22 protein-coding genes and 2 pseudogenes are annotated in these 26,146 nt (G+C 62.1%); 14 read left to right on the top strand and 10 right to left on the bottom strand.

Translation table 11 applies throughout. The features are described from left to right. Positions 1 to 720 carry an RlmE family RNA methyltransferase gene (locus tag GA0061105_RS17910; protein WP_092751911.1) on the top strand — a complete coding sequence of 240 codons (720 nt, stop codon included), beginning with the start codon at positions 1 to 3 and terminating at the stop codon, positions 718 to 720. Between the two features lie 31 nt (positions 721 to 751). On the opposite strand, the gene GA0061105_RS17915 is transcribed toward GA0061105_RS17910, so the two are convergent. After that, entirely contained in the window at positions 752 to 2,173 is a 1,422-nt protein-coding gene (locus tag GA0061105_RS17915; protein WP_092751913.1) for a DHA2 family efflux MFS transporter permease subunit, read from the bottom strand. Positions 2,174 to 2,418: 245 nt separating this feature from the next. On the opposite strand from GA0061105_RS17915, the gene GA0061105_RS17920 reads away from it, so the two are divergent. The 6 genes from GA0061105_RS17920 (at position 2,419) to GA0061105_RS17945 (ending at position 10,513) form a co-directional block, all read left to right on the top strand. After that, positions 2,419 to 3,411 carry an MBL fold metallo-hydrolase gene (locus GA0061105_RS17920; protein ID WP_092751915.1) on the top strand — a complete coding sequence of 331 codons (993 nt, stop codon included), beginning with the start codon at positions 2,419 to 2,421 and terminating at the stop codon, positions 3,409 to 3,411. Positions 3,412 to 3,686: 275 nt separating this feature from the next. Then, complete coding sequence (guaB, locus tag GA0061105_RS17925; RefSeq protein WP_064693938.1) at positions 3,687 to 5,171, top strand: IMP dehydrogenase; 1,485 nt, start codon at positions 3,687 to 3,689, stop codon at positions 5,169 to 5,171. A 2-nt stretch (positions 5,172 to 5,173) separates the two neighbouring features. Then, entirely contained in the window at positions 5,174 to 5,725 is a 552-nt protein-coding gene (locus GA0061105_RS17930) for a hypothetical protein (RefSeq protein WP_092751917.1), read from the top strand. Between the two features lie 106 nt (positions 5,726 to 5,831). After that, positions 5,832 to 6,248, top strand: coding sequence for an MAPEG family protein (locus tag GA0061105_RS17935; RefSeq protein ID WP_092751919.1), 417 nt, complete (start codon positions 5,832 to 5,834; stop codon positions 6,246 to 6,248). Between the two features lie 274 nt (positions 6,249 to 6,522). Further along, positions 6,523 to 9,633: an autotransporter outer membrane beta-barrel domain-containing protein gene (locus tag GA0061105_RS17940; RefSeq protein WP_092751921.1), complete on the top strand. Its 3,111-nt coding sequence runs from the start codon at positions 6,523 to 6,525 to the stop codon at positions 9,631 to 9,633. A gap of 238 nt (positions 9,634 to 9,871) precedes the next feature. Continuing rightward, positions 9,872 to 10,513, top strand: a complete 642-nt coding sequence (locus GA0061105_RS17945; RefSeq protein WP_064693941.1) for a TetR family transcriptional regulator — start codon at positions 9,872 to 9,874, stop codon at positions 10,511 to 10,513. A gap of 7 nt (positions 10,514 to 10,520) precedes the next feature. On the opposite strand, the gene GA0061105_RS17950 is transcribed toward GA0061105_RS17945, so the two are convergent. Next, a complete protein-coding gene (locus GA0061105_RS17950) occupies positions 10,521 to 11,474 on the bottom strand; it encodes a LysR substrate-binding domain-containing protein (RefSeq protein WP_064693942.1) in 954 nt (317 codons plus the stop codon). A gap of 251 nt (positions 11,475 to 11,725) precedes the next feature. Here GA0061105_RS17950 and GA0061105_RS17955 point away from each other — a divergent pair, with 251 nt between their 5' ends. Next, positions 11,726 to 12,025 (top strand): YjiS-like domain-containing protein, encoded by a 300-nt coding sequence (locus GA0061105_RS17955; protein ID WP_064693943.1) that lies wholly within the window; start codon positions 11,726 to 11,728, stop codon positions 12,023 to 12,025. Between the two features lie 194 nt (positions 12,026 to 12,219). On the opposite strand, the gene GA0061105_RS17960 is transcribed toward GA0061105_RS17955, so the two are convergent. From GA0061105_RS17960 to GA0061105_RS17980, 5 genes are all read right to left on the bottom strand, one after another. Next, positions 12,220 to 13,083, bottom strand: coding sequence for a DUF937 domain-containing protein (locus tag GA0061105_RS17960; RefSeq protein ID WP_064693944.1), 864 nt, complete (start codon positions 13,081 to 13,083; stop codon positions 12,220 to 12,222). Between the two features lie 148 nt (positions 13,084 to 13,231). Continuing rightward, positions 13,232 to 14,605 (bottom strand): glutamate--cysteine ligase, encoded by a 1,374-nt coding sequence (locus GA0061105_RS17965; protein ID WP_092751923.1) that lies wholly within the window; start codon positions 14,603 to 14,605, stop codon positions 13,232 to 13,234. 146 nt (positions 14,606 to 14,751) lie between these two features. Continuing rightward, positions 14,752 to 15,489 (bottom strand): 16S rRNA (uracil(1498)-N(3))-methyltransferase, encoded by a 738-nt coding sequence (locus GA0061105_RS17970; RefSeq protein ID WP_064693946.1) that lies wholly within the window; start codon positions 15,487 to 15,489, stop codon positions 14,752 to 14,754. Between the two features lie 18 nt (positions 15,490 to 15,507). Further along, positions 15,508 to 17,007 (bottom strand): inorganic phosphate transporter, encoded by a 1,500-nt coding sequence (locus GA0061105_RS17975; RefSeq protein WP_092751925.1) that lies wholly within the window; start codon positions 17,005 to 17,007, stop codon positions 15,508 to 15,510. 63 nt (positions 17,008 to 17,070) lie between these two features. After that, positions 17,071 to 17,601 carry an NUDIX hydrolase gene (locus tag GA0061105_RS17980; RefSeq protein ID WP_064693948.1) on the bottom strand — a complete coding sequence of 177 codons (531 nt, stop codon included), beginning with the start codon at positions 17,599 to 17,601 and terminating at the stop codon, positions 17,071 to 17,073. Between the two features lie 345 nt (positions 17,602 to 17,946). Here GA0061105_RS17980 and GA0061105_RS33415 point away from each other — a divergent pair. Next, a pseudogene (locus tag GA0061105_RS33415) lies at positions 17,947 to 18,080 on the top strand (adenosylhomocysteinase); the annotation flags it as partial. A 478-nt stretch (positions 18,081 to 18,558) separates the two neighbouring features. On the opposite strand, the gene GA0061105_RS17985 reads toward GA0061105_RS33415, so the two are convergent. Continuing rightward, positions 18,559 to 19,005, bottom strand: a complete 447-nt coding sequence (locus GA0061105_RS17985; protein WP_092751927.1) for a GNAT family N-acetyltransferase — start codon at positions 19,003 to 19,005, stop codon at positions 18,559 to 18,561. Positions 19,006 to 19,145: 140 nt separating this feature from the next. On the opposite strand from GA0061105_RS17985, the pseudogene GA0061105_RS32455 reads away from it, so the two are divergent. Then, a pseudogene (locus GA0061105_RS32455) lies at positions 19,146 to 19,602 on the top strand (adenosylhomocysteinase); the annotation flags it as partial. On the opposite strand, the gene GA0061105_RS17990 reads toward GA0061105_RS32455, so the two are convergent. Continuing rightward, positions 19,587 to 20,483, bottom strand: a complete 897-nt coding sequence (locus GA0061105_RS17990; protein WP_092751929.1) for a LysR family transcriptional regulator — start codon at positions 20,481 to 20,483, stop codon at positions 19,587 to 19,589. The pseudogene GA0061105_RS32455 and the gene GA0061105_RS17990 overlap by 16 nt on opposite strands. A gap of 160 nt (positions 20,484 to 20,643) precedes the next feature. Between GA0061105_RS17990 and GA0061105_RS17995 the strand changes: the two genes are divergently transcribed. The 4 genes from GA0061105_RS17995 (at position 20,644) to GA0061105_RS18015 (ending at position 25,348) form a co-directional block, all read left to right on the top strand. Next, positions 20,644 to 22,083, top strand: coding sequence for an FAD-linked oxidase C-terminal domain-containing protein (locus GA0061105_RS17995; RefSeq protein ID WP_092751931.1), 1,440 nt, complete (start codon positions 20,644 to 20,646; stop codon positions 22,081 to 22,083). Continuing rightward, positions 22,080 to 23,279, top strand: coding sequence for a glycolate oxidase subunit GlcE (gene glcE, locus GA0061105_RS18000; protein ID WP_092751933.1), 1,200 nt, complete (start codon positions 22,080 to 22,082; stop codon positions 23,277 to 23,279). The genes GA0061105_RS17995 and glcE overlap by 4 nt, the downstream gene beginning before the upstream one ends. A 275-nt stretch (positions 23,280 to 23,554) precedes the next feature. Next, on the top strand, positions 23,555 to 24,865 hold the full coding sequence (gene glcF / locus GA0061105_RS18010; protein WP_092751934.1) for a glycolate oxidase subunit GlcF: 1,311 nt from the start codon (positions 23,555 to 23,557) through the stop codon (positions 24,863 to 24,865). 45 nt (positions 24,866 to 24,910) lie between these two features. Beyond that, positions 24,911 to 25,348: a hypothetical protein gene (locus tag GA0061105_RS18015; protein WP_092751936.1), complete on the top strand. Its 438-nt coding sequence runs from the start codon at positions 24,911 to 24,913 to the stop codon at positions 25,346 to 25,348. Between the two features lie 23 nt (positions 25,349 to 25,371). Here GA0061105_RS18015 and GA0061105_RS18020 read toward each other — a convergent pair whose 3' ends face one another. Then, complete coding sequence (locus GA0061105_RS18020) at positions 25,372 to 26,046, bottom strand: outer membrane protein (protein ID WP_064694178.1); 675 nt, start codon at positions 26,044 to 26,046, stop codon at positions 25,372 to 25,374. Positions 26,047 to 26,146: the final 100 nt, after the last annotated feature.

A 26,146-nucleotide genomic window follows, 5' to 3' on the forward strand; every position in this document is an offset into this window, starting at 1 on the left:
ATGACCAAGGCACCGATCGCGGGAAACCGCACCGGCCGCAAGCTCGGCCAGCGTGTCAAGAACAAGAAGATGAAGGCATCCTCCCGCCAATGGCTGCAGCGCCACATCAACGATCCCTATGTCCAGCGCGCCCAGCTCGAAGGCTATCGCGCCCGCGCCGCCTTCAAGCTCTTGGAGATCGACGAGAAATACCACATCCTGCGCGGCGCCAGACGCATCATCGATTTGGGGGCGGCCCCCGGCAGTTGGTCGCAGATCGCCGCAAAAGTCACTGGCTCGACGGATGAGGATGTGCGTGTGGCCGCGATCGATTTCCTCGAAATGGCCCAGCTTCCCGGCGTCAAAATCCTGCAGCTCGATTTCCTCGATCCCAGTGCGCCGGAAAAGCTGATGGAGGCTGTCGGCGGCACGCCGGATCTCGTCATTTCCGATATGGCCGCCCCGACCACGGGCCACCACCGCACCGACCATCTGCGCACCATGCATCTGTGCGAAGTCGCGGCTCATTTCGCCGTCGAGGTGCTGGGGGAGGGCGGACACTTCCTCACCAAGACCTTCCAGGGCGGCACCGAGCGTGATCTGCTCGCCATGCTGAAGCAGAACTTCCGCCAGGTCGTCCATGTCAAGCCAAACTCGTCGCGCGCCGAATCTGTCGAGATGTTCCTGCTGGCCAAGGGCTTCAAGGGGCGCAACAGGGAAGGCGAAGAACAGGACGCTTGATCGTCGCGTCGGTTCTGATGAAGAAAGCGGCCTATTTCACGGCCGGCTGCTCGGTTTCAATCGGTCCCGCCGGGCGCCTTGAGCGGTGCCCGGAAAGGAGCGCGCCGGCATCGCGGTCCATCCGGATGAAGGGGATGGTCGCAATGACGGTCAGTCCGGCGATAATGTAGAAGGCGAGATGGAAATCGGCGACTTGCAGGGCCTCGCCACGGATATAGATCGAGGTTTCCAATATTGCGGCCGCCACCGCGACGCCAAGCGCCAGGCTGATCTGCTGCATCACCGAGCTCATCGATGTCGCTTGGCTCGCTTCCGCATCATCGATATCGGCAAAGGCAAGCGCATTGACGCCGGTGAACATGAAGGAGCGGGAGAAACCGCCGAGAAGCAGCACGCCAATGATGACGAGGTGCGGCGTTGCCGGCGTGAAGAAGCCGGTGATGACGGTCACCACAGTCGTCACCATGGCGGCGCCGATCAGCGTCGTGCGGAAGCCGGTGGCTGCGAAAACGCGCTTGGCCATGAACTTCGTGGTGATTGCCCCGATCGCCCCGGCAAAGGTGATCAGGCCGGATTGGAACGGTGTCAGCCCGAAGCCGAGCTGCAGCATCAGCGGCGTGAGGAACGGCATGGCGCCGACGCAGATTCGAAAGAGGTTGCCTCCTGTCGTCGAGGCCCGGAAGGTCGGATTCTTGAACAGGTTGAGGTTAAGGATCGGCGCCGGGTGGCGCTTTGCATGGCTGACGTAGAGGACGCCGCAGGCAAGGCCGATCACGGTCGCGGTGATGCCGATGATCGGGGGCAGGGCGGGGAGGCTAACAACCGACAGGCCGAAGACGACGCCTGCGGCCGAGAGCGAGGTCAGTACGAAGCCGGTGAAATCGAGCTTCGGCGGCGCCATGGCTTCTACCTCCGGCAGGAAGATCGTCGCCAGCCAGATGCCGATGATGCCGACCGGCACGTTGATCAGAAAAATCCAGTGCCAGCTGAAATAGGTTGTGATGAAGCCGCCGAGCGGCGGACCGGTGAGCGGGCCGACGAGAGCGGGAATGGTGAGCAGCGCCATGGCGGAAACGAGGTCGCTGCGCTGCGTCGTGCGCACCAGGACGAGACGGCCGACCGGCGTCATCATCGCGCCGCCCATGCCTTGCAGGAAGCGGGCAAATACGAATTCGACGAGATTGGAAGACGCGGCGCAGAAGATCGAGCCGATGACGAAGACCAAGATGGCGAGGCGGAATATCTTCTTGGCGCCGAACCTGTCGGCCATCCAGCCGCTGACCGGAATGAACATCGCCAGAGCCACCATGTAGGAGGTCAGCGCCAGCTTCAGCGTGATCGGCCCGACATTGAGATCCCTGGCGATTGCCGGCAGCGCCGTCGAAATCACAGTCGAATCCATCTGCTCCATGAAGAGAGCGACAGCAAGGATCAGCGGGACGATGCGGTTCATAGGCGGGAGCCTTGATAGGCTGCGGATTGGAGCAGGAAAGGCATTTGCTGTGTAGACCCACTTGCCGAGCCTGCCAATCCTGCAATCCGCTTCGGTGGCACGTTTGGTTCACGTCTGCGTGAGATGGCTTGCCCGACATCCTTCCATATCAAGATTGACATATGTTTGCTTCGCCCGGGTACGAAACCGGGCGATTTGTCGTCGGGGCAGTGCGGCCGAGATGCCGCGCATCAAAGGGAGTGGATATGGCAATTTCAACGCGAATGAAGCGGCGCACGCTTTTTGCCGCAGGCCTCGGGCTCTTGGCGGCGCCGATGATTTTAAGAGAGAAGGCCGAAGCGGCCGCGACTGGAGAAAGCAGGAATATGAATGCAACGCCTTTGCCCGAAATCAATCAATTCAAGCTTGGTTCCTTTAAGTTCAGCGTCGTGCGTGACGGCACCAACGTCTCCGAAAAGCCCAATGAGACCTTCGGCACCAATCAGGATCCCGAAACCGTCAAGGCACTGCTGACCGCAAACTTCCTGCCGGCAGATAAGTTTCTCAACGGATATTCGCCTGCTCTCATCGATACCGGCTCGGATGTCATTCTCGTCGATACCGGCTTCGGTGCGGCCGGGCGGGCACGCGGTGCCGGCCAGCTTGCCGAAGGCCTGAAGGCTGCAGGATATTCAGCCGATGACGTCACGCTCGTGGCGCTCACCCATCTGCACGGCGATCATATCGGTGGGCTGATGGAAAGTGGCGTTCCTGCCTTCAAGAATGCTCGCTATGTCATCGGCCAGGCCGAATATGATTTCTGGTCGAACAAGGCGCGTGAAGGAACGCCCGCCGAAGGCGGCCACAAGGCGGTGCTCGCAAATGTGACGCCGCTCGTCGAAAAAGCCACCTTCATCAAGGACGGTGACAGCGTCGCACCCGGCATGACGGCGATGCTGGCCGCTGGCCACAGCCCGGGGCATATGGTGTTTCACGTCGAATCCGAGGGCAAGCGCCTTGTGCTGACCGGCGACACGGCCAACCACTACATCCTGTCGCTGCTGCGCCCGGATTGGGAAGTCCGTTTCGATATGGACAAGGCGCAGGCGGCAGCCAGCCGCCGCAAGGTGTTCGACATGATCGCGACCGACAAGACCGCCTTTCTCGGCTACCACATGCCGTTCCCGGCGGTCGGCTTTGCCGAGAAGCAGGATGGCGGCTATCGCTTCGTTCCGAAGACTTATCAGTTCGACATCTGATCCGGAGCGGTTCAGCTCTTCGCCGGAGCCGGAACCGCTCGATCCCCTGTTTGACGCAATTTCAGGCAAACCTGCCCCGCACTTTGCCTGGGAGTTGCTCACCGTGCATGGCACCCATGACGAGCCCCGCCGATTTGCCGGGCTTTTTGCTATTTCCTTCCTGTCATAGACGTGTTACCAGCCCTCGCCAACTTCCAAGCAACTCATGCACACCGCCGGGGCGGACGATTCGTTTCCGGGCCGGGCTGCATTTTCTTAACTGAAGGAATTTGGCGATGGCTCGCATCATTGAAACGGCAACCGGCGCGGACGCGCTTACCTTCGACGACGTGCTGCTGCAGCCCGGCCACTCCGAGGTCATGCCCGGGCAGACGAATATCTCGACCCGCATCGCCCGCGATTTCGATCTCAACATCCCGATTCTCTCTTCGGCCATGGATACCGTCACCGAAAGCCGGCTGGCGATCGCCATGGCGCAGGCCGGCGGCCTCGGCGTCATCCATCGCAACCTGACGCCGGTCGAGCAGGCCGAAGAGGTTCGCCAGGTGAAGAAGTTCGAAAGCGGCATGGTCGTCAATCCCGTCACTATCGGCCCGGAGGCAAAGCTTGCCGAAGCGCTCGGGCTGATGAAATCGCACGGCATCTCCGGTATTCCGGTTGTCGAGAAGTCCGGCCGCCTCGTCGGCATCCTCACCAACCGCGACGTCCGCTTCGCCTCCGATCCGGAGCAGAAGATCCACGAGCTGATGACCAAGGACAATCTGGTCACCGTCAAGGAGAATGTCGATCAGCAAGAGGCCAAGCGCCTGCTGCACTCGCATCGCATCGAGAAGCTGCTGGTCGTCGATACCGAAGGCCGCTGCGTCGGCCTCATCACCGTCAAGGACATCGAGAAGTCGCAGCTGAACCCGAATGCCTCCAAGGACGCGCAGGGCAGGCTTCGCGCCGCCGCCGCCATCAGCGTCGGCGATGACGGTTTCGAGCGCGCCGAACGGTTGATCGAGGCCGGCGTCGACCTCCTGGTCGTCGACACAGCCCATGGTCATTCGCAGCGCGTCCTCGACGCCGTTGCCCGCGTCAAGAAGCTGTCCAACTCGGTCAGGATCATGGCCGGCAATGTCGCTACCTATGACGGCACCAGAGCGCTGATCGACGCCGGCGCTGATGCCGTCAAGGTCGGTATCGGCCCGGGCTCGATCTGCACGACGCGCATCGTTGCCGGCGTCGGCGTTCCCCAGCTCGCAGCCATCATGTCGGCCGTCCAGGCAGCACAGGATCAGGACGTGCCCGTCATCGCCGATGGCGGCATCAAATTCTCCGGCGATCTTGCCAAGGCGATTGCCGCCGGCGCTTCGGCCGTCATGATCGGTTCGCTGCTGGCCGGCACCGATGAGAGCCCGGGCGAGGTCTATCTCTACCAGGGCCGCTCATTCAAAGCCTATCGCGGCATGGGCTCCGTCGGCGCCATGGCCCGCGGCTCGGCCGACCGCTATTTCCAGGCGGAGGTGCGCGACACGCTGAAGCTCGTGCCGGAGGGTATCGAGGGCCAGGTGCCCTACAAGGGACCGGTAGCGGCAGTTGTCCACCAGCTCGCCGGCGGTCTGAAGGCGGCCATGGGTTATGTCGGCGGCAAGGATCTGAAGGATTTCCAGGAGCGCGCCACCTTCGTGCGCATCTCCGGCGCCGGTCTTCGCGAAAGCCACGCTCATGACGTGACGATCACCCGCGAGAGCCCGAACTATCCAGGCGCCGGCCTCTGACCATGAAGGCGGGCAGCGCAATTCCGCTCTGGAGCGTCGCGCTGCTCGCTGCCCTCTGCCTTGCCGTGCTCGCCTGGACGACCTTCGGTTTCGTCGTGCCCTTCAAGCACGAAACCGGGCAAGCGGTGCTCGACACCTATTTCGCCGGTTACGACGAATCGGCCGTCTTCCACATGCAGAAGCTGCTCGACGAGAATGAGACGGCGGCAAGGCTGCTCAGCGCCATGTATTTCGGGCCGGAGCTGATCTTTCCGGCATTGCTGACGGCGCTGCTGTTCCTGGTCTTTCTCAAGCTTGGTCCTGTCGGCTCGTGGTTCGGCCGGTCGCTTCATCCGCTCGCCGCCAAAGCGATCTATCTGCTGCCCTTCATCTACGGCATCTCCGACTATGGCGAGAACATTTCAAGCCTGATCGCCTTCGGCAACGGCGCGTCTGCAGGTCTTGCCACGCACCTGCTGCCGTGGATGACGCGACTGAAATTCGCAAGTCTTGCAATCTGCTTCATCGTCGCCGCCCGGCTTGCCATTGCCCGCCGGCTCTCGCCGGGCGACTGAGGCACCTGCACCGTCGATCCCTGCGATTTAAGGCCGCGTAGTATCCGGTTCCGCGTTCGGCTATTGCTCCAAAAGACTGCAAAAGCGGAAAGGACTGAAGGCGCATATGACCGGTTATCAAATCTTCTGGCCACTCCTTGCGCATGTGGCCCTGGTCTATGGCCTTTATGTGCTTCTGGGCATGCGTCGCGGGAGAATGGTCCGCGCCGGCAAGATCGAGAAAGCGGATTACCGCGAAAACCGTGACGAGCCTGCCGAAAGCCTGGTCGTCAAAAATTGCCTGGCCAACCAGTTCGAACTGCCTGTGCTCTTCTATGCCTGCTGCTTGCTTCTCTATGTGACCGAGGCCGATAATCTCGTCTCCGTCTGCCTCGCCTGGGTCTTCGTCGCCCTGCGTTATGCTCATGCCGCCATTCACGTCACCAGCAACGATCTCAGCTACCGCAGCCCGATCTTCGCCGCCGGTTATCTGGTGCTCGCCGCCTTGTGGGTCTGGCTCGCCGTGTGGATGGCAATCGGATAAAGCTTTTACGCTACATTCCTTGAGGTTGGGATCCGTTCAAAGGCGAAATTAGTCGCCAATTCAAAAGGTTACTTTCCCTCCGCGCGACCTGAAAGGCGCATCGCTGGTCGTATGCGAGCAATATAGTTGCGGGCAAAATGGATGTTACCGCCAAGGTAACCCACCGTTCTTCCGGCGGACGAAGAACAGTTTCAGGAACATGGTTACTAATATTTAAATTGATTCCTCTATTTCTGCGCGAGCGCATAGTGGTGGGGACGATTTGCGAGCGAATATGGACGAGAAGACAGGCAGGGCGGCAATCCTTCGGATGGCCATGCTGCGACTTGCAGGATCGGCGAGCAGCGCGGCGCTGGCAGTGACGCTGGCAGCAGAGCCGGGATGGGCGCAGCAGGTAATCGGCGGCAACGATACCGAGGTTGTCGATGGGAGCGACCCAAGCGGCACTGGCCCCGGCACGCAACCGAGTCCATGGACGATCAACAATCATCTGGCCGTAGGCGATCAAACCGGCGACGATGCAGCCCTCGTCATCCGCAATGGTGGCGTCGTCAGCAATATCACCGGCGGGCTCGGCATCGACCTCGGCGCCAGCGGCACGGTGACGGTCACGGGAACAGGCTCGACCTGGAGCAATTCCAGCGACCTGTACATCGGTTTTGATGGCACCGGCGCGCTCAGCATCGATGATGGCGGCGCTGTCGACAACGTCAACGGCTATATCGGTTATTTCTCCGGCGCCGCCAGCGGCGGGGTGACGGTGACAGGCAGCGGCACGATCTGGACGAATTCGCAGGAGCTCGTAATCGGCGATAGCGGCGCCGGCACTCTGATCATTTCCAATGGCGGAACAGTCAACAGCGCGTCCGGCTATATCAGCAATGATTCCAGCGCCTCCGGCGGGGTCATCGTCACGGGTGCGAACTCGCTCTGGAGCAATTCCGCCGATGTCTCGGTCGGCGAGGCGGGCGTGGGAGCGCTGACCATTTCCGACGGTGGTTCGGTCACCGCCGGTGAAGGTTATGTCGGCTTCAGTACAGATGGCATAGGCGTGGTCAGCGTGACCGGCGCGGGCGCGAACTGGATCAACTCCGGCGCGCTGTATGTCGGCATATTTGGGTCCGGCAGCGTGACCGTCGAGAATGGTGGCATGGTTTCGGCTGCCGGGGTCGTCCTTGCCGACGATTCGGGCGCGGCGGGAACTGTTGAACTTGTCGGCAGCGTCGGCGGGGGCCGCGGCGTTCTGGAAACCGGTTATGTCGACAGCGGCGCCGGTGACGCGAACCTCGTCTTCGACGGCGGCATTCTGCGCGCAACCGGCAATGAGGCAAATTTCCTCGGCGGTTTCAGCACAGGAGAGGTAACCTTCGACGCAGGCGGTGCCTTTCTTGATACGAACGGCTTTGCCATCGGCATCGCTGCAGACCTCCAGGGCACCGGCGGCCTCACGAAGCAGGGCACTGGCACGCTGACGCTTTCCGGCACCAACAGCTATGCCGGCGTGACGACGCTCGAGGCGGGGACGCTGCTGGCAGGCAGCGCCGGCGCTTTCGTGCAGAACGGCGCCTATGCGGTCAACGGCGGCATCCTTGATCTCGGCGGCTTCGACCTGACCATGACGCAGCTTTCCGGAAGCAGCGGCGAGATCGCGATCGGCAGCGCCGACCTCACGCTCGATCAGGCGAGCGACAGTACCTATGGCGGCATACTCTCCGGCACCGGCGATTTCACGATGCTGGGCACCGGCACCCTGCGTCTGACCGGCAACAGTTCAGGCTTTACCGGCACGACCACGATTTCGGACGGACGCCTGATCGTCAACGGCAGCCTTGGCGGCATTCTGATGATGACCGGCGGCACGCTGGCCGGGTCGGGTCATATCGGTGCGGTGACCGCCGGGGCGGGCGTCACCATTGCACCCGGCAACTCCATCGGAACATTGACCATCGGCGGCAATCTCACCTTCGATCCCAGTTCCACCTATGAGGTCGAGGTGGATCCCGGCAGCACTGCCAGCGAATTGATCTCGGTCACGGGCACCGCCTTCCTCAACGGCGCCAGCGTTGCCCATGTCGGGATGAATGGCGATTACAAGCCCTTCTCCACCTATACGATCCTGACGGCGACCGGCGGGATCAGCGGGACATTCGGCGCGGTGACGTCCAATTACGCCTTCCTGGTAGCCGGCCTCTCCTATGATCCGAACAACGTCTATCTGGAGATCGCACGCAACGATGTCAGCTTCGCCGATATGGCTGCGACGCGCAATCAGATGGCTGCGGCCCAAGCCGCCGAAAATCTCGGAACCGGCAACGATATCTACGATGCGATCGTCAGATTGCCCAGTGACGAAACAGAGGTCCAGGCGAGCTTCGACGCTCTTTCCGGTGAAATTCATGCTTCGATCAAGACGGCGCTGATCTCGCAGAGCCTCTTTGTCCGTGAGGCCGCCAACCAACGGCTGCGGTCCGCATTCGGCGATTCGGGCGTTGCGGTGGCGCCAAGACAGGCCTTCTCGCCAGGCGGCCCGGAACTGATTTACGCCAATGCCTCGGACATGCCGGTGTTCTGGAGCACGGCCTTTGGCGGCCTGAGCGAGGCGTCCACGGACGGCAATGCCGCGACGCTCCGCCACCAGACCGGCGGGTTTCTGGCCGGCGTCGACACCGCCTATGATGACATCAGGTTCGGCCTGATGGCGGGCTTCAGCAACTCCGGGTTCGACCCGCGGCATCGCGCCTCGTCGGGGTCGAGCAACGATTATCACCTCGGCCTCTACGCCGGCACCGAGTGGGGCAATTTCGCTTTTCGCTCCGGCCTTGCTCATAGCTGGCACGAGATTGACACCAGCCGCCGCGTCGTCATCGGAAGCTTCGAGGACAGGCTGGAAGCGGGCTACGGAGCAGGGACGCTGCAGGCCTTCGCGGAACTGGGCTACCGGTTCGATACGGCGGCAGCCTCTTTCGAGCCCTTCGTCAATCTCGCCCATGTGGGCGTTCGCACGGCAGGGTTCACCGAAGAGGGCGGGGCGGCGGCACTCCACAGCGCCGGCCGCACGACCGATACGACCGATACGACCATGACCACGCTTGGTCTGCATGTCGAGATGGATATCGGCCAGGGAGGGGTGGGCGCCACCCTGCGTGGCATGGCAGGCTGGCGCCATGCCGCCGGCGACATCGTTCCGTTGTCGCATATGGCTTTTGCAGGAGGCGACAGGTTTACCGTCGCCGGCGTACCGCTGGCGGCCGACGCCTTCGTCCTCGATGCCGGACTTGATTTCGACTTCAGCGCAAGCTCCAGCCTCGGCATCGCCTATTCCGGCCAGGTCGCGGAGGATGCGCAGCAGCATGGCGTCAAAACGACGCTGTCGGTGAAGTTCTAAATCGTCTCACCGAAGGACGGCGACATTGCTCTTCGGACCGGCCGAATTCCGCAACCATTCAAGGCTGTCGGATGCGTCTGCAACTCAGCGGCGCGCGCTACAAGCCTGATTTCATACGGCTTTGCCGGTCGTTAAAATGCGAGCTTTTCCATTTACCGCTGATGAAGGCCTGCATGTCATATCCGCTTGATGCGCTGGTGGCAGAAGATCGCCGCGAAACAATAAGAATGGGAACGACATGGGTGCGGAAAGCATGGATCGCATCGGCTTACGCAGAAAGCCGAAGCAGGAGCGCAGCATTCAGAGGCTGGATCTTATCCTCGCCGCCGCCGCAAAGATCATCGCCAGAAAGGGCGTCAGCGCCATGCGGATGACGGAACTCGCCGTCGCCGCCAAGGTGCCGATCGGCTCGGTTTACCAATATTTCCCGGAGAAGGCGGCGATCGTCAAGGCCCTGTTCGACCAGCATGCTTCGGCGATCCAGGCGAAGACGGCGGCGATGTTCAGCGACGTCCAGTCACTCGACCAGGCCCTCGATCTCGTCTGCGCCACCATCGACTGGTATTACGAATCCTATCGCGACGATCCCGTCTATCTCGGCGTCTGGATGGGAACCGAGACCGATCAGGATCTGCTTCAGCTGAATATCGAGCATAGCGGCCGCGTCGCCGGCATCTTTCATGACGCCGTACGCAGGCTGGCTCCCGACCTTTGCGACGAAGAAATGTTCGCGCGCACTTACCTTTTCAGCCACCTGATCGGCGCCGTCATCCGGCTTGCCGCCGTCAGCGAGGAGGCGATCGCGCGGCGCATGCTCGATGAGTGGAAACGTGTCATCCGCGCTTCTCTTTTCGCCGCAGGCGTGCAGACTGCCGCCTGAGCGGCCTCTACCAGCTCGGCACCATATTGGCGGCCTTCAGCCTAGGATAGCGCGCCTGGGCGGATTTGACGTCCGCCTCGAGATTGTCGTCGATGACAGCCGGCGTGATGTTGTCGAGGCAGGCGGTGATATGGGCGGTGATCGCGTTCATCAGCGAGATCGAAACACCCGGCCGCTTCATGATGCCGATCTGCACCGGCGGCAGCGCCGGGAAACCGTCGGCCTGGCTCAGCACCTTCATGCCCGTCCGCAGCGCCGATTCCGGCATTACTGAGACCGCCATGCCGGCCAGCACGGCCGCAGCGACGACGGTGCACGACCAGCTGGTGAACAGGATCTGGTGTTCGCGGCCGACGGCATCGAGCGCCGAGCAGGCGAGCTGGCGCCACTGGCAGTCACGCCGGCCGACGGCAAGTGGCACCGGCGCGTCGTCGCGGATCGGATGGTTGGCCGAACCGACCCAGCAGAGCGGCTCGGTTCTCACCACATCGGACATGCGCTCGCGCGGATTGTGGGTGACGAGCGCGATATCGAGTTCGCCCTTGTGCATGCGCTCGGCAAGGTCCATCGACGGCTCGCAGACGATGTAGAGCTCGACATTCGGATGCGTCTTGGCAAAGCGGCCGATGATTTCCGGCATATAGCGGTCGGCATAATCGTCGGGGGTGCCGATGCGCAGCGTCCCCTCCAGCCTGTTGTCGTCAAAGGCCGCGATTGCCTCATTGTTGAGGCGGATGATGCGGCGGGCGTAATTGAGCAGTTTTTCGCCTTCGACCGTCAGCCGGTTGCCGCGGCCATCCTTGATGAACAGCTGCTTGCCGATGCGCTCTTCGAGACGGCGCATCTGCATGGATACGGCGGATTGGGTCTTGTAGACCCTGTCGGCGGCCTTGGTGAAGCTGCCGGAATCGACGATGGCGATGAAAGTCTGCAACTGGTCGAGATCAAGAGGCGCGGACATGGTTCACCTATAAAGATAGCTGATGATAATCATTAGAAACATTCGTTGGACTGATCAATAGGTCTTTGGCATCTTCGGGATGCAAATCAAGCAAAGTGAAGGACGGGCGCCCTGCCTGTCCGAGCGGAATTCAGCATGCTCCTTCCCGCACGACCTCGCGGCAGGGGTGGGCTGTGTTGCGCGCAGATCAAACCATTACAGCCCTTACACGTCTGAAAAGAGACGTGGCGCTGTAAAGAAAGGAGAGTGCAATGCGCATGACAGACCGGACACTAGAACTCGACCGCGGTAAGCCGGACCTGACGTTTTCCCAGCGTCTGGCGGCAGGTCTCGCACCGTTGGCCTCTCTCTTTCGCGGGTTCCGCAATCGCATGGAGGTCAACGCGCTGCACGATCTGAACGATACTCAGCTGAGGGATATCGGCCTCACGAGGGCCGATCTGACCTCTGCGTTCCTGGCCTCGACCTTTTTCGAGGACCCGTCGGAACATCTGACGCGCTCGGCGCGTAATCGCTGGCGCCTGCAGTTCTTCCGCTCCTGCGACGAGTAGGGGCGTCGAGTTTCCCCGCAGGGTGATAGCCAATAGCCCTGCCGCTTGACCCGGTGATCGGCTTTCCCAAGCCATCGCCGGGTTTTTTTATGCTTCCGCATGTCGCCCGGAAGTGTACGGCGGTTCCGGGATAACGACATGCGTAAACAAAGAACGAAAGCGCGTCGCATGAAACACGTTTGAGGCGACGCGCTTTAAGTGTCAGAGGAGGACTTCGGACGGTAGGTTTCGAAAATCGCCTCCAGATTCCTCTGATAGCTCTTCTGCACTTCGAGCCCGCTGTCGAACATGGCGTTCAGCATTTCAGTGTAGCGCTCGGTATTGACCTTCGCCTCTTCCTTCGGCGGTTCCGGCGTCTTCGCAGTCGGCTGCTGGGCCGCCGACTGCTGGCCGAGCCCTGCCATCATCTCCTGGAAAGCCTTGGCGAAGGGATTGTCGAGAAACGGGTTCGGGGCAGGCGTCGGTTGCTGTTTCGGCATCGAAAACATCAGCTGCATCGCCTGTGTGAACGGATTGTCGAAAATATTGGGTTCCGAGGCGGCTTTTGGTTTCGGCGCAAAGCCGGTGCTCTCCAGCCATTTCTGAATGCTCTCGCCCATCGGCGTATTGACGAAGGGGTTGACCGGAGAGGCCATCTGGCCGGTCGTCTGCTTGAAGAGCCCGCCCATCAGCGTGTCGGCGAGCACCGGCAGCATCTGCTTGTAGATGTCCTGTCCGATCCCTGTCATCTGTGCCGCCTGGGCGGCGACAGCCCGCGAAACCTCTTTGGAGCCGAAGAGCTGAGCAAGGATGTTGTTGCCGTCGGAAATGCCCTCTGGCGTAAAGGCTCGGCTCATATCCTCGAAATATCGAGCATAGTTGCCGGAAGCGACGGCCTGCATCAGCCCGACGAAATCATAAGGATTGCTGGTGCTGCGTTTCAGGCCGGCGGAAAAAGCCGGCATCAGCGCCGCCATCGCCTTGGTCGCCTGTTCCTGCGCCAGGTTGAATTGCCGGGCGATTGCATCCATCGCCGCGCCGTTCTGCGCCTGCATCATCATGTCGAAGAGTGGCAGCATGGAGGTCCCTTTCCCCGAGTCGTGACGCGTGTCACGCCACTATATCCGGAAACGGTAATGTGCAAACGGCTTTTTGCCATAAGAACTTAAAGCAATGCCAGCGAAAGTGCCGAGCGGATTTCCGGACCGGAGACAACCAGGGGCAGGCTCAGTACTGATAGTCCTCGAAGACCGGTTCGACGGAGCCGTTCCAGCGGCCGTGATAAAGCGACAGCAGGTCCTCGGCGAGTGTCGCCTTCTTCGCGAGCACTTCGTCGAGCGGCGCGAGGAAGATGCTCTCGTCCTGGCCTTCGCGGTTGAGCCTGCCGCGCGCCTTGAGCCCGGCCCTTGAGATGCCGACTACCTCGCGCGCCACCTCGAGCAGCGCATCCCCGCGAAACGCGGCCTTCAACCCTTGCGCCGGAACGGCATTGCGCAGGGCGCCAACCTCGGCAAAGCTCCAATCCTTCGTCAGCTCGTCGGCGGCCTGAAGGGCTGCATCGTCGTAGAGCAGGCCGACCCAGAAAGCCGGCAACGCACAGATGCGCCGCCACGGGCCGCCGTCGGCGCCGCGCATTTCGAGGAAGCGTTTCATCCGCACGTCCGGGAAGAGCGTGGAAAGATGGTTCGTCCAGTCCCCCATCGTCGGCGCCGCATCGGCGACTTCGCCCTTCAATGCGCCGTTCATAAATTGGCGGAAGGTGACATGGGTACAGTCGTGATAGCGCCCGTCCCGGACGATGAAATACATCGGCACGTCGAGCGCCCATTCGACATAGTCACGGAAACCGAAATCGTCGCGGAAGGTGAAGTCGAGCAGGCCGGCGCGCCGGTTGTCGACATCGCGCCAGATATCGCCGCGCCAGGACAGCAGTCCGTTCGGCTTGCCTTCGGTGAAGGGTGAGGATGCAAAGAGCGCGGTCGCCAGCGATTGCAGCTTCATCGAGACGCGCATCTTCTGGCGCATGTCGGCTTCGGAGGAGAAGTCGAGGTTCACCTGGATCGTGCAGGTGCGGTACATCATGTCGAGACCCTTGGTGCCGACCTTCGGCATGTAGCGGGTCATGATCTCGTAGCGCGATTTCGGCATTTGCGGGGTTTGCGCATAGGTCCATTTCGGGCTGCCGCCGATCCCGAGGAAGCGGATGCCCATCGGCTCGGCGATCTCGCGCAGGGTCGCTAGGTGCTGGTTCGATTCCCGGCAGGTTTCGTGGAGCGTTTCGAGCGGTGCGCCGGAGAGTTCAAACTGGCCGCCCGGCTCGATCGAGATCGCACCCATGCCGCTCTGCTCGGCCAGGCCGATGATGTTGCCGCCGTCCATGATCGGTTCCCAGCCGCTTTTCGCCTGCAGGCCGGTAAGCAGGGCCGAAATGCTGGCGTCGCCGAAATAGGGAACCGGGCTGTTGTCGGCGCGGAAGAAGGCGAACTTCTCATGTTCGGTGCCGATCCGGAAGCGCTCCCGCGGCTTGTTGCCCGCGGCGATGTAATCGGTCAGATCCTGAACCGAAGAGAGCGGTGTCTGGTCGGTGGTGTCGCGGGCCATGCGGGGTACCTGTATTCGAAAAGGCGCCCAGGGGCCGGGCAGCTGGAAGGCTGATTAGGACCCAAGCCACGTATGTTGCAAGTGAAATTCTTTCAATGACGCATCAAAAAAATAGGAACAATTTCCATGTCCACTCGTTTTCGGTGTCAGCTCCAGTCGCCGATCGCCGCCTGGACCACCGCCAGCGCCGCGACCGCTGCCGTATCGGCCCTGAGGATGCGCGGCCCAAGCGGAATTGCGGTGACGAAATCGAGGCTTCGAAGCCGCGCCCGTTCGTCCTCCGAAAAGCCGCCCTCCGGCCCGACGAGCAGAGCAAGATGTTTTTCCCTGATCGCTGACAGCACCGGCAGCGGGTTCTGCCCGGCATCGCTCTCGTCGCAATAGATGATGCGCCGCTCCTTCGGCCAGCGTTCCAGCAGGTCGGAAAGCTTCACCGGCTCGGCCACATCGGGGATGTCGAGAATGCCGCATTGCTCGGCCGCCTCGACCACATTGGCGCGAAGCTTGTCGAGATTGGTGATCCTGCCCTGCACATGCTGGGTCATAACAGGCTGCAGCAGGCCGGCTCCCATTTCGACCGCTTTCTGCACGAGATAATCCATGCGGCCGACCTTGAGCGGGGCAAAGAGATAATGCAGGTCTGAGGGCGCCGGCTGCGGCCGCGTCTCTTCGGTTGCCGTCAGCAGGATGCGTTTGCGTGTCGGGAAGGACAGCGCCGCCCGCCACTCACCGTCGCGGCCGTTGAAGAGCAGGATGTCTGTGCCATCCTCCATCCTCAGCACGTTGGCGAGATAGTTGAACTGGTCGGCATTCGCCTCGACGACGGCGCCGCTTGAAAGCGGCGCGTCGACGAAAAGCCGTTGCATGCGGAAATTGGCGCGCATTGGAAAAAACTCGGGATCTCAAACGAAGAGCGCGAACATAACCCAATAAATCATCCCCGCAAGCGCTGCCGAGGCCGGCACGGTGACGATCCAGGCGGCGATGATCGTCATGAAATGCGAGCGGCGCACGAGATAGCGTCGCCGCGTCTCGTGGATATTGGGCTCCTCCGGTTCGTCGATATCGAAGCTCTCGGCCTTGCTCCTGATATAGGCGACGCGGCGCTTGGAATGGCGGGTGTACCATTCACGGAAGAAACCGACGCCGAAGACCGCCCCGACCGCGATGTGCGTGGTGCTGACCGGCAGGCCGAGCCATGAGGCGACGATGACGGTGAGAGCGGTCGACAGCGCAACGCAATAGGCGCGCATCGGGTTGAGCTTGGTGATTTCCTCGCCGACGAGGCGGATGAGCCGCGGCCCAAAGAGCAGCAGGCCGACGGAGATGCCGAAAGCGCCGATCAGCATCACCCAGAGGAGCGGGTGGCCGACGCCGCCGTCGCCGCCGATGCCGACCGAATGGACGATCGCTGACAGCGGCCCGACCGCGTTCGACACGTCGTTTGCGCCGTGGGCAAAGGAAAGCAGTGCGGCCGAGCAGATCAGCGGCAGCCGGAACAGCACCCGCAGCGAACTGTTGCGGTTTTCGAGATCCCGCGCCTGGGCGAGAACCAGCGGCCGGGCGGCAAGCCAACTCACCAGCCCGATGCCGATGCCGATCAGGATGATGGTGAGGGATGGAAACCGGCCGATTGGCGACAGTTGCAGCACCATATAGGCCATGAAGCTGCCCGCCATCATCCCGACAAGGACCGGCACCCAGCGCCGCGCCGCCTCGATCTTATCGTCGCGATAGATGATCAGGGTCTTGACGAGATAGAGCAGCCCGGCCGCGATCAGTCCGCCGATCAGCGGCGAGGTGATCCAGCTCGAGGTGATCTCCAGCATCACCCGCCAGTTCACCGGCTCCGGCCCGACGGCTGAGATGCCGGCGCCGATTACCGCGCCGACGATCGCATGGGTGGTGGAAACCGGCGCTTTCATCCAGGTGGCAAGGTTGATCCAGAGGGCCGCTGCGGTCAGCGCCGCCATCATGATCCAGCCAACTACTGCCGGCGGCACCTGGGCGGCGTCGACGATGCCGGTGGAAATCGTCTTGACCACTTCGCCGCCGCCTATCGTGGCGCCCAAGACCTCGAAAGTCGCGGCGATAACAAGCGCCTGTCCCATCGTCATGGCGCGTGCACCGACGGCCGCACCGACATTGTTGGTCACGTCGTTGGCGCCGATATTCAGCGCCATGTAACCGGCAAGGGCCGCTGCCGCCACGACGAGCACGGCACCCGGCCGGTCGAACACGTAGACGCCTGCAAAGAGCATGACCAAGCCGACGAAAATCAGCCCGAGACCGGGCGCCACCAGCCGTCGCGACACATGCTTTGCCGCGTCCTCGACATAGGTGATCTTATCGAGGTCCTTGTCGAGCGTGCGTTTCGTAAGAACTGCGGGACGTGGCGGCATTCTTTTTCCTGAGGGATGAATCTGCTTCTACGCTGCTTTCCTAGCAGTGCAAGATGGCAGGATTCATTCCGCCGGAATTTGTTTGGCCGCCGGAATTTGCTCCGCCTGTTTGGCCGAAAGCCTGTCGGTCATCTTTTGCTTGAAGGCGAGGAAAAGTTTGCCTAGCTCCGGTTCGCGCACGCGGCCTGCGGCCTCGTCGAACGAGACCCATTCGATAGTGCGCTCGCCCTTCTCCTTGAAATTCTTCGCCATGTCGGTGACTTCGAGTGCATAGACCTGCACTTTGCAGACCACCTGCACCCCGTCGCGCAACACTTTCGGGTAGGTGTAGGAGCCGAGCGTTTCCGCCTCGGTCGAGCCGCGTACGCCGGCTTCTTCGAGGGCTTCCTGCGCGGCGACCTCATGGGCGCACTTCCCGTTCATCGGCCAGCCCTTGGGAATGACCCAGCGGCCGGTGTCGCGGCTCGTCATCAGGAGGACCTCGACATCACCGCTCTTCTTCTTCACCCGGTAGCAGAGCGCACCATATTGCTGTCGCGGCGGTCGCCGGAACATCAGTTGCACATCGGATGCCAATCGGGCGAAAAGAGTCAATTGTCGGATCACCTTTACAGTCGTTGTTAGGAATCACTCATATACATATATCATGGAAAGCTAACGCAATCCAAAAGGACGATCGGAACGGAGTTTAATCGCCGTTCATAGGGGAAATCGAGCTGGGGCTGGCTCGAGGAAACCGTCACGTCCTGTCTAGAATGCGTCATTTTGCACAGGTGTACAATATGAGCCCGTCACGCGCCCTAATCAATGGCGGCGCCAATTGTTCCACTCGGATTTTTTATATATGTGCCAACCAGGGCTCGTCCTCCGGTCGCGGCCTTGCTCCTTGCGCTTTTGTGGCGGTGACAGGTGGCGAAGAAGGGCGACAGTGAGGAGATGCTGGCAAAGACCGCGACCCGCACCGACTGGATCGGCAGCAGCTGCTGGCCGCCAATGGCCACATCCGCCGAATTCGAGCCCGCGCGCCCCTGGAGCCGAAAACGGTGGCGCTGCTGATGACGCTTCGGGCCGGCTGAGCTGCGCCGAAATGCGCTATGTCCCGGTCGCATGCCAATCGCCACACCGAGCGCCGGCAGTCGGTGTCGAGGTTGGAGTAGCAGGACATTTAAGGGTCGATACCGGTAGGAGCGAACGACACTGTAAGCGCTGCGTCTCATTTGAACCGATTCGGATTTCATAAACGGAAGACGCTGGTCTGTAAGGGCGAGTTGGACGCGATCCCGGACTACGCCGAACGGCAGCGGTATGGCGGTGTCTACCGTTGTCGGAAGCACGGTCGACACGGCTGTCGCAACGTTTCCGCAAGTGTCAGCAAATGTGCTTGTCAATACGCATGCTGCAGACACGCACCCCGAGTGCTAGACGGAATCATCCAGCCAAACTTGAGAAATGGTGCCCAAGTCTGAAATCATCTTCCGAAACCAAGCGCGCCGCCAAACTGCCCTACATCTGCGGTACTCAGCTCATGCCTAGCTCAGCCGTTCCCCGCCGTTACAACCGTTTCGACAGGCGGAGAGTACTGCCCGCCGCTGCCTCGTATCCCCTATCCTCGTAGAACTTCTTGGCGGTTCGGGTGCTTTCCAAGACGCACATCTTTATCCCACGCGCACGGGCCTGGGCTTCAAGCGCGAGCAAGATCCCCTTGCTTATTCCCTTGAAGCGTGCGTCAGTGTGAGCATAATTGAGCAGGATTTCGCCCCGTCCATCCATCATGCCGACCCCGACAACGTTGCCCGTAAGTTCCGCGACCAGAACTGTGGCGTCCTCGCGATTTATCCATGCTGCCCAGGACGCGGCGGTCTTATTAGAGAGCCAGCCCGCAATCTCGTCGTCGTCGTCTTGGTGATCAGCGCTACATAATTGCGTTATAGACCGGCGCAACACTGCGATGGCCGCCTCCGCGTCGGATTCTTTGCCGACTCGAATGGAGATGGCCATTTCAACCTCGACATTTCACTATCGGCCCATGACGATATTAACATACCCGCTGTCCGGCAAGGGGCGAATATGATTGCCGAATATCGCCGGTGTGGCATTGATAATTTTGTTTGAAGCTCCCGTTACCTCGGACGCATATACTCCTCATTACCGTGACAGGCTTCCCCGGTATCGTGATGGAGGCTGATCTGCCGCTCCTAAAGGATGGCGCGGTCCTGATGAATGGCGGCCACTTCCTGCATGAGATCGAGGTTGAGGCCTTTCGCAGCCATCCCTCATGTCGTCGGCATCGACCTCTAGGAGGCCGATCATATCGAAACCTTCCCTCTCAAGGGAGCGGCCCGCGCTCCTTCCAGTGCTTGGCGGCGGCCATATAGCCAAGTTCCGCCAGACCGCGGCCGCTCGGCAATACGGTCGCGTCGATAAATCTCGGCTTCACGCTCCAGGCCGCCCGCTGCCTCGAACGTCGCCAAAGGCGAGGTCGGTGCCGAATCCTGCGTCGTGCCGGTGCCAGACGACATTGACGCAATGGTCGCCGGCGCCTATCTCGATCCGTCGCGGGAAAAAGAGGCGCCGAGCTGTCAGCGCTCCCAATAGGGAACCGGTCCGTAGAGCTCCGTCAGATAGTCGATGAACAGCCGCACCTTGGCCGGCAGGAATTGGCGGCTAGGGTAGACGGCCGAGAGCGCGACATTGTGCGAGCCCTCATAGGCGGGCAGCACCTGCACCAGACGGCCGGCCTTCAGTTCCTCGCCGATATCCCAGGTGGAGCGCAGCGCGATCCCGAGCCCCGCGATGACAGCCTCGCGGATCACCTCGCTGGAGTTGGTGATCAGCATGCCTTCCGGCCGCAGGCTGAGGGCTCCCTCCGGACCATTCAGCCGCCAGGTGTCGTTATTGTGCGCCGGCAGACAGCGATGGTATTTCAGATCATCGATATGCAAAGGCTCACCATGCGCCGCCAGGTAATCCGGCGATGCGCAGAGCAGCCGGCGCACCGCCGCCAGCCGTCGGGCGACGAGGCTGGAATCGGTGAGTTCGGCAATCCGGATCGCCAGATCGAAACCGCCGCCGACGATGTCGCTGAGTTCGTCGGTCAGCACCAGGTTGACCGCAAGCTCCGGGTACTCCTTCATGAACGTCTTCAGATGCGGCGCGATATGCATGCGACCGAAGGAGGTCGGAGCCGAGATCTTCAGCGTGCCGTGCATCTGCGCCGAGCGCCCGGAAATGTAGGATTCCGCCTCCTCCAGTCCGGCGAGAATGCCGAGAACGCGGTCGTAGAAGCCCTGTCCGGCTTCCGTCAGCGAGATCTGCCGCGTCGTACGCTGCAGAAGCCGCGTACCGAGCCGGTCCTCCAACCGCTTGATCCGCTTGGAGACCACCGCGGGCGAAAAGCCGAGCGCCCGCCCCGCAAGCGACATGCTTCCAGTCGAAACGACCTTGGCAAAGATTTCGAGATCGCCGAGATTGGTCATAAGGCCTTCAGACTTTTTCCACTTTTGGCATAAGTGCTTAGCATTTGCGCCATTTTCGGGAAAGTGCTAAGCCGGTTCATCGGCGGCAGGGGCTGGCGGCGCCGTCCGGCCTTTTCATTTCCGGCTATGATTTCCCGTCGTCCGGGCCAGGGAGAACACCATGTCCGACGCCATTCCGTTTCTCGCCCCGCGCGCCGACGTGCTGGCGCGCCGCGCCCGGATCGTTGCCGATTTAGCCGATATGCTGCCGCCGGAGTGCCTGGTTCATGAGGCGCGCGAGCTGGTGCCGTTCGAGACCGACGCCTTCGTTTCCTATCGTCGCCTGCCGCTCGCCGTAGCGCTGCCGCGCACCACGGCCGAGGTCTCGGCCGTCATGCGTTATTGCCACCGTTACGGCGTTCCCGTCGTGCCCCGCGGCGCCGGCACTTCGCTCTCCGGCGGCGCCATTCCGCAGGAAGATGCTGTCGTCCTCGGCCTGTCGAAGATGAACCGCATTCTCGACATCGATCTGCCGAACCGCGCCGCCGTCGTTCAGGCCGGCGTCACCAATCTCAACATCTCCGAATCCGTCGCCGCGGACGGGTTTTTCTATGCGCCCGATCCGAGCTCGCAGCTCGCCTGTACCATCGGCGGCAATATCGGCATGAATTCCGGCGGCGCCCACTGCCTGAAATACGGCGTCACCACCAACAATCTGCTCGGCGTCAGGATGGTGCTGGTCGACGGCACAGTGATCGAGCTCGGCGGCAAGGCGCTGGACGCGGCGGGTTACGACCTTCTCGGCCTCGTCTGCGGCCACGAAGGCCAGCTCGGCATCGTCACCGAGGCGACCGTGCGGCTGATCGCCAAGCCGGAAGGCGCTCGCCCCGTGCTCTTCGGCTTCGAAAGCTCGGAAGAGGCCGGCGCCTGCGTTGCCGATGTCATCGCCGCCGGCATCATCCCGGTTGCCATCGAATTCATGGACAAGCCGGCAATCGAGATCTGCGAAGCCTTCGCCCATGCCGGCTATCCCCTCGATGTTGGCGCGCTGCTGATCGTCGAAGTCGAGGGTTCGGAAGCGGAAATGGACGCCACGCTGACGGACATCGTCGACATCGCCCACCGCCACGCTGTAAAGACCGTGCGCGAATGCCAGTCGGCCACCGAGGCGGCGCTGATCTGGAAGGGGCGCAAATCCGCATTCGGCGCCACCGGCCGCATCGCCGATTATATCTGCATGGACGGCACGGTGCCGCTCAGCCAGCTTTCCCACGTGCTGAAGAAGACGGCCGAGATCATCGATCATTACGGCCTGCGGGTCGCCAACGTCTTCCATGCCGGTGACGGTAACATGCATCCGCTGATCCTCTTCAATGCCAACGATCCCGAGGATGCTGCCCGCGCCGAAGCCGCCGGCAACGATATCCTCAAGCTCTGCGTCGATGCCGGCGGCTGCCTCACCGGCGAGCATGGCGTCGGCATCGAAAAACGAGACCTGATGCGCCACCAATATTCAGAGGCCGATCTCGCCCAGCAGATGGCGGTGCGCGCCGCCTTCGATCCCGGCTGGCTCCTCAATCCTTCGAAGGTCTTCCCGTTGGAAGGGCGCCCCGCCGCATGATCGATCTGATGCCCGCAAGCGAGGAAGAGGCGGCTGCGCTCGTCCGCGATCATGCTGAGCGCGGCCGGCCGCTTGCCATCTGCGGCGGCAATAGCCGCGCCGGCTTCGGCAATGCCGTTGCATCAGAAGACCGGTTGCGCTCGACCGGGCTTGCCGGCATCGTCGCCTATAATCCCGGAGAGATGGTCATGACCGCCCGCTCGGGCACGCCGCTTGCCGAGGTCGAGGCGGCGCTTTCGCAGAGCGGCCAGATGCTCGCCTTCGAACCGATGGATCATCGCCCGGTCATGGGAACTTCAGGCGAGCCGACCATCGGCGGCGTCTTTGCCGCCAATGTCTCCGGCCCGCGCCGTCTGGTTGCGGGGGCTGCCCGCGACAGCCTGCTCGGCGTGCGCTTCGTCAACGGCAGGGGCGAGATCATCAGGGCTGGCGGCCGGGTGATGAAGAATGTCACCGGCCTCGACCTCGTCAAGTTGATCGCCGGCTCGCACGGCACGCTCGGTTTTCTCACCGAAGTCACGTTCCGGGTGCCGCCGTCTGCAAAGACAGAGCAGACGGTGGTTCTGTCAGGCCTCAATGACGCCGAGGCGGCAAACGCCATGGCGGCGGCGATGGCGCTGCCGCTCGAAGTCTCCAGTGCCGCCCATCTGCCGCTGACGGTGACTTGGAAATTCCTTGCCGGCAACATGCCCGAGGGCGAGGCGACGGTTCTGCGCATCGAGGGCCTTGCCGCTTCGGTCGCGGTGCGCGTCGAAAAACTTGCGGCGGCGATGTCGGCCTTTGCCACCGTGACGCGGCTGGATGAGCCGGAAAGCCGCAGGCTCTGGCGGGAAATTCGTGACGTACTACCCTATGCCGACGGCACGGCGCGGCCGGTTTGGCGCGTCTCGGTCGCCCCCGGCACCGGTCATCAGCTCGTCGCCGCACTCCGCCTGGAAGCCGGCGTCGACGCCTTCTACGATTGGCAGGGCGGTCTCGTCTGGATGAGGATGGAAGCAGGCCCCGAAGCCGAGCTCGTACGCCGCTTTATCAAGGTGCTCGGCGGCGGCCATGCGACGCTGATCCGCGCCTCAGACGAGGCGAGGGCGGCAACTGCGGCATTTCATCCGGAGCCCGAAGCGGTGGCGATGCTGTCGCGGCGGGTGAAGGAAAAGTTCGATCCGGCGGGAATATTCAATCCGGGGAAGATGGGGTGAGGGATAAGATGGCTCAACGCGCGGGTTACCCCCCTCTGTCCTGCCGGACATCTCCCCCACAAGGGGGGAGATTGGCAAGAGGTTGGACCATCGCTCTCTCACTGCCGTATCGAAACTGCAGTGTCTCAGTTGTTTGGGGAAGCCGTTGCCCCGATCCGATCTCCCCCCATGTGGGGGGCCGAAGGACGGGTCGAGACCTGTGGCTCGACCCAGGGTCCGGCAGGACAGAGGGGGGTGCCCCAGGCACAACGCCCCCCAAGCAGAGGCCCCGCTAGATGCAAACCAACTTCACCCCGGCCCAGCTCGCCGACCCGCATGTCGCCGAATCCGAAAAGATCCTGCGCAAATGCGTGCATTGCGGTTTCTGCACCGCCACCTGTCCCACCTATGTGACGCTCGGCAACGAGCTCGACAGCCCGCGTGGCCGCATCTACCTGATCAAGGACATGCTGGAGAACGGCCGCCCCGCCGATGCCGAGGTCGTCACCCATATCGACCGCTGTCTTTCCTGCCTTGCCTGCGTCACCACCTGTCCTTCGGGCGTCGACTACATGCATCTTGTCGATCACGCCCGCGCCCATATCGAAAAGACCTACAGGCGTCCGTTCATGAACCGGCTGACGCGCGCCCTTCTCGCCGGCGTGCTGCCCTATCCCGGCCGTTTCCGCCTGGCGCTTACTCTCGCGCGTCTCGGCCGCCCCTTTGCCGGCCTGATGCGGGGGGCAGCGCTGAAACCCTTTGCCGCCATGCTGGCGCTTGCGCCGCGCCGCATCCCGGCGGCTTCGGACTTTGCAAAACCCGGCACCTATCGGCCCGAGGCGGAACGGCGCGGCCGGGTGGCGATCCTGTCCGGCTGCGCTCAGCCGGTGCTCGATCCCGGTATCAATGCGGCGGCGATCCGGCTGCTGACGCGGCTCGGCATCGAGGTCGTGGCGCCGGAAGGCGAGGTCTGCTGCGGTTCGCTGGTCCACCATATGGGCCGCGCCGAACAGGCGCTCGCAAGCGCCCGCACCAATGTCAATCTCTGGACGCGCGAGATCGAGAGCCATGGCCTCGATGCGATCATCATCACCGCATCGGGCTGCGGCACGACGATCAAGGATTACGGTCACATGCTGCGCCTCGACCCCGCCTATGCGGCAAAGGCCGCGAGGGTCTCGGCGCTGGCGAAGGACATCACCGAATATCTGGCGACCCTCGACCTGCCGGCCCATCCGCCGAGGGGCATCACGGTCGCCTATCATTCCGCCTGTTCGATGCAGCACGGCCAGCGTATCACGCTTGTGCCGAAGCAATTGCTGAAAGCGGCGGGCTTTACGCTGCGCGACCCTGCCGAGGGCCATCTGTGCTGCGGCTCGGCCGGCACCTACAACATCATGCAGCCGGAGATCTCGGCTGCGCTGAAGGCGCGCAAGGTCAAGAACATCGAAGCCACCAAGGCCGATATCATCGCCACCGGCAATATCGGCTGCATCACCCAGATCGCCACCGGCACCAATATCCCGATCCTGCATACGGTCGAGCTTCTCGATTGGGCCTATGGCGGCGCTATGCCGGAAAAATTAACGGGTTTGCCGTTAGGCTGAAGAGTATGCAGCAGGCCCGTCGGGCCGCTCCCGGGAGGTTGGGTGATGTGGCGGGGAATAATTGTACTTGCGGGATTGTTCGGTGCAGCAGGCGTGGCCCATGCCGACAGCCGCTTATTCTGTTCCGCTGATGACGCGCAAGCGCGCTTCACCCTCGAAAGCGGTTTTGCAAGCGGCGCTGGCCACCGGCTTAACCATTTCCGCGGTGCGCTGATCGTTAAGGATCCCGCGCAAGCGGCCTTTGCAAAACGTGTTTTCGAATCGCAGCATCTGAGCAATCACTGGTCGCTCGATGGCGAGCTGCTCCTGGAAGTCTTCGATGGCGGCGGTGACGATACCGGCGGCGCAACGCTGGATCTGGTTGTGGTCGCCGGCCAACGCGGCAAGCCGGCGGCGAATTTCAGCGGCACCTATTCCCTGACGATCGAAGGCGGCGAGAAGCCTTACGCCGCCGAGGGCAAGGTCAGCTGCGGCACGAAATAGCCCCGCAGCTGAAATTCAATTCATTACCAGTGGAACGATACGCCGACATTGACGGCATTGGTGAAGATGTTGGTCTTCAGCCGGTCGCCGCTGTCGATCGGAACGTCGACGCGCGAATAGGTGCCCTTGTATTCGACGAAGGTCGACCAGCGCTCGGTCACCTTGAAGTCAACGCCGGCCTGCGCCTGCAGCGTCACGCCGCCGAATTCATAGGCCCAGGTCTTGCCCTCCGGGCGAATCACTTCGACATGCGGAATGTTCACGCCGACACCGGCGCCGACATAGGGAGTCCAGCGGCGGGCCGGATCCTGGAAGCGATAGAGACCGTTCACCGTGAGCAGGTTCAGGCCGTCGGTGAATTCGAAATGCGACCAGCCGGCCTTGGCGAGCGTGTCGTCGTCGGCATAGACCTTGTCATGGGTGAAATCGAGCGAGATCCCCCAGTTCGGCTTGTTGAAGTCCTCGAGCCACCAGGTGACGCGGGCGCCGTAGTAAGGCGGGGCGCCGAAAGACTTGCCTTCCCATCCGGCGGTGAAGCTCGTGCCGTCCGAAACGTCGACGCCGCTGTGCGGCGCGGTCTGGTAACCGCCGTAAATGGAGAACTGCAGGTCTTCCGCCGAGGCGGAAGCCGCTGAACAGATGGTGAAAAGCGCGATGCCCGCGAGCATGGAAGCGGAGGAACGCAGCGCATATGTCATTGAATAGCCCCGATATTGCAAATATGTCGACTCTTAGGCACCAGTGCCAGCTTTCCGCCGCAAAGTCTAAGGAAAAGAAAAGGCGCGTCAAAATGCGCCT

The organism is Rhizobium aethiopicum (assembly GCF_900094625.1).
Taxonomy (GTDB): domain Bacteria; phylum Pseudomonadota; class Alphaproteobacteria; order Rhizobiales; family Rhizobiaceae; genus Rhizobium; species Rhizobium aethiopicum.

Bases quoted from the DNA above. Each gene is read 5' to 3' on its own strand.
- GA0061105_RS17995 (WP_092751931.1), top strand. From the start codon at position 20,644: ATGTCCGACGCCATTCCGTTTCTCGCCCCGCGCGCCGACGTGCTGGCG.
- GA0061105_RS17915 (WP_092751913.1), bottom strand. From the start codon at position 2,173: ATGAACCGCATCGTCCCGCTGATCCTTGCTGTCGCTCTCTTCATGGAG.
- glcF (WP_092751934.1), top strand. From the start codon at position 23,555: ATGCAAACCAACTTCACCCCGGCCCAGCTCGCCGACCCGCATGTCGCC.
- GA0061105_RS17935 (WP_092751919.1), top strand. From the start codon at position 5,832: ATGACCGGTTATCAAATCTTCTGGCCACTCCTTGCGCATGTGGCCCTG.
- GA0061105_RS17945 (WP_064693941.1), top strand. From the start codon at position 9,872: ATGGGTGCGGAAAGCATGGATCGCATCGGCTTACGCAGAAAGCCGAAG.
- GA0061105_RS17910 (WP_092751911.1), top strand. From the start codon at position 1: ATGACCAAGGCACCGATCGCGGGAAACCGCACCGGCCGCAAGCTCGGC.
- GA0061105_RS18020 (WP_064694178.1), bottom strand. From the start codon at position 26,046: ATGACATATGCGCTGCGTTCCTCCGCTTCCATGCTCGCGGGCATCGCG.
- GA0061105_RS18015 (WP_092751936.1), top strand. From the start codon at position 24,911: ATGTGGCGGGGAATAATTGTACTTGCGGGATTGTTCGGTGCAGCAGGC.
- GA0061105_RS17990 (WP_092751929.1), bottom strand. From the start codon at position 20,483: ATGACCAATCTCGGCGATCTCGAAATCTTTGCCAAGGTCGTTTCGACT.
- GA0061105_RS17940 (WP_092751921.1), top strand. From the start codon at position 6,523: ATGGACGAGAAGACAGGCAGGGCGGCAATCCTTCGGATGGCCATGCTG.
- guaB (WP_064693938.1), top strand. From the start codon at position 3,687: ATGGCTCGCATCATTGAAACGGCAACCGGCGCGGACGCGCTTACCTTC.
- GA0061105_RS17930 (WP_092751917.1), top strand. From the start codon at position 5,174: ATGAAGGCGGGCAGCGCAATTCCGCTCTGGAGCGTCGCGCTGCTCGCT.
- GA0061105_RS17920 (WP_092751915.1), top strand. From the start codon at position 2,419: ATGGCAATTTCAACGCGAATGAAGCGGCGCACGCTTTTTGCCGCAGGC.
- GA0061105_RS17950 (WP_064693942.1), bottom strand. From the start codon at position 11,474: ATGTCCGCGCCTCTTGATCTCGACCAGTTGCAGACTTTCATCGCCATC.
- glcE (WP_092751933.1), top strand. From the start codon at position 22,080: ATGATCGATCTGATGCCCGCAAGCGAGGAAGAGGCGGCTGCGCTCGTC.
- GA0061105_RS17970 (WP_064693946.1), bottom strand. From the start codon at position 15,489: ATGCGCGCCAATTTCCGCATGCAACGGCTTTTCGTCGACGCGCCGCTT.
- GA0061105_RS17985 (WP_092751927.1), bottom strand. From the start codon at position 19,005: ATGGCCATCTCCATTCGAGTCGGCAAAGAATCCGACGCGGAGGCGGCC.
- GA0061105_RS17975 (WP_092751925.1), bottom strand. From the start codon at position 17,007: ATGCCGCCACGTCCCGCAGTTCTTACGAAACGCACGCTCGACAAGGAC.
- GA0061105_RS17955 (WP_064693943.1), top strand. From the start codon at position 11,726: ATGCGCATGACAGACCGGACACTAGAACTCGACCGCGGTAAGCCGGAC.
- GA0061105_RS17960 (WP_064693944.1), bottom strand. From the start codon at position 13,083: ATGCTGCCACTCTTCGACATGATGATGCAGGCGCAGAACGGCGCGGCG.
- GA0061105_RS17965 (WP_092751923.1), bottom strand. From the start codon at position 14,605: ATGGCCCGCGACACCACCGACCAGACACCGCTCTCTTCGGTTCAGGAT.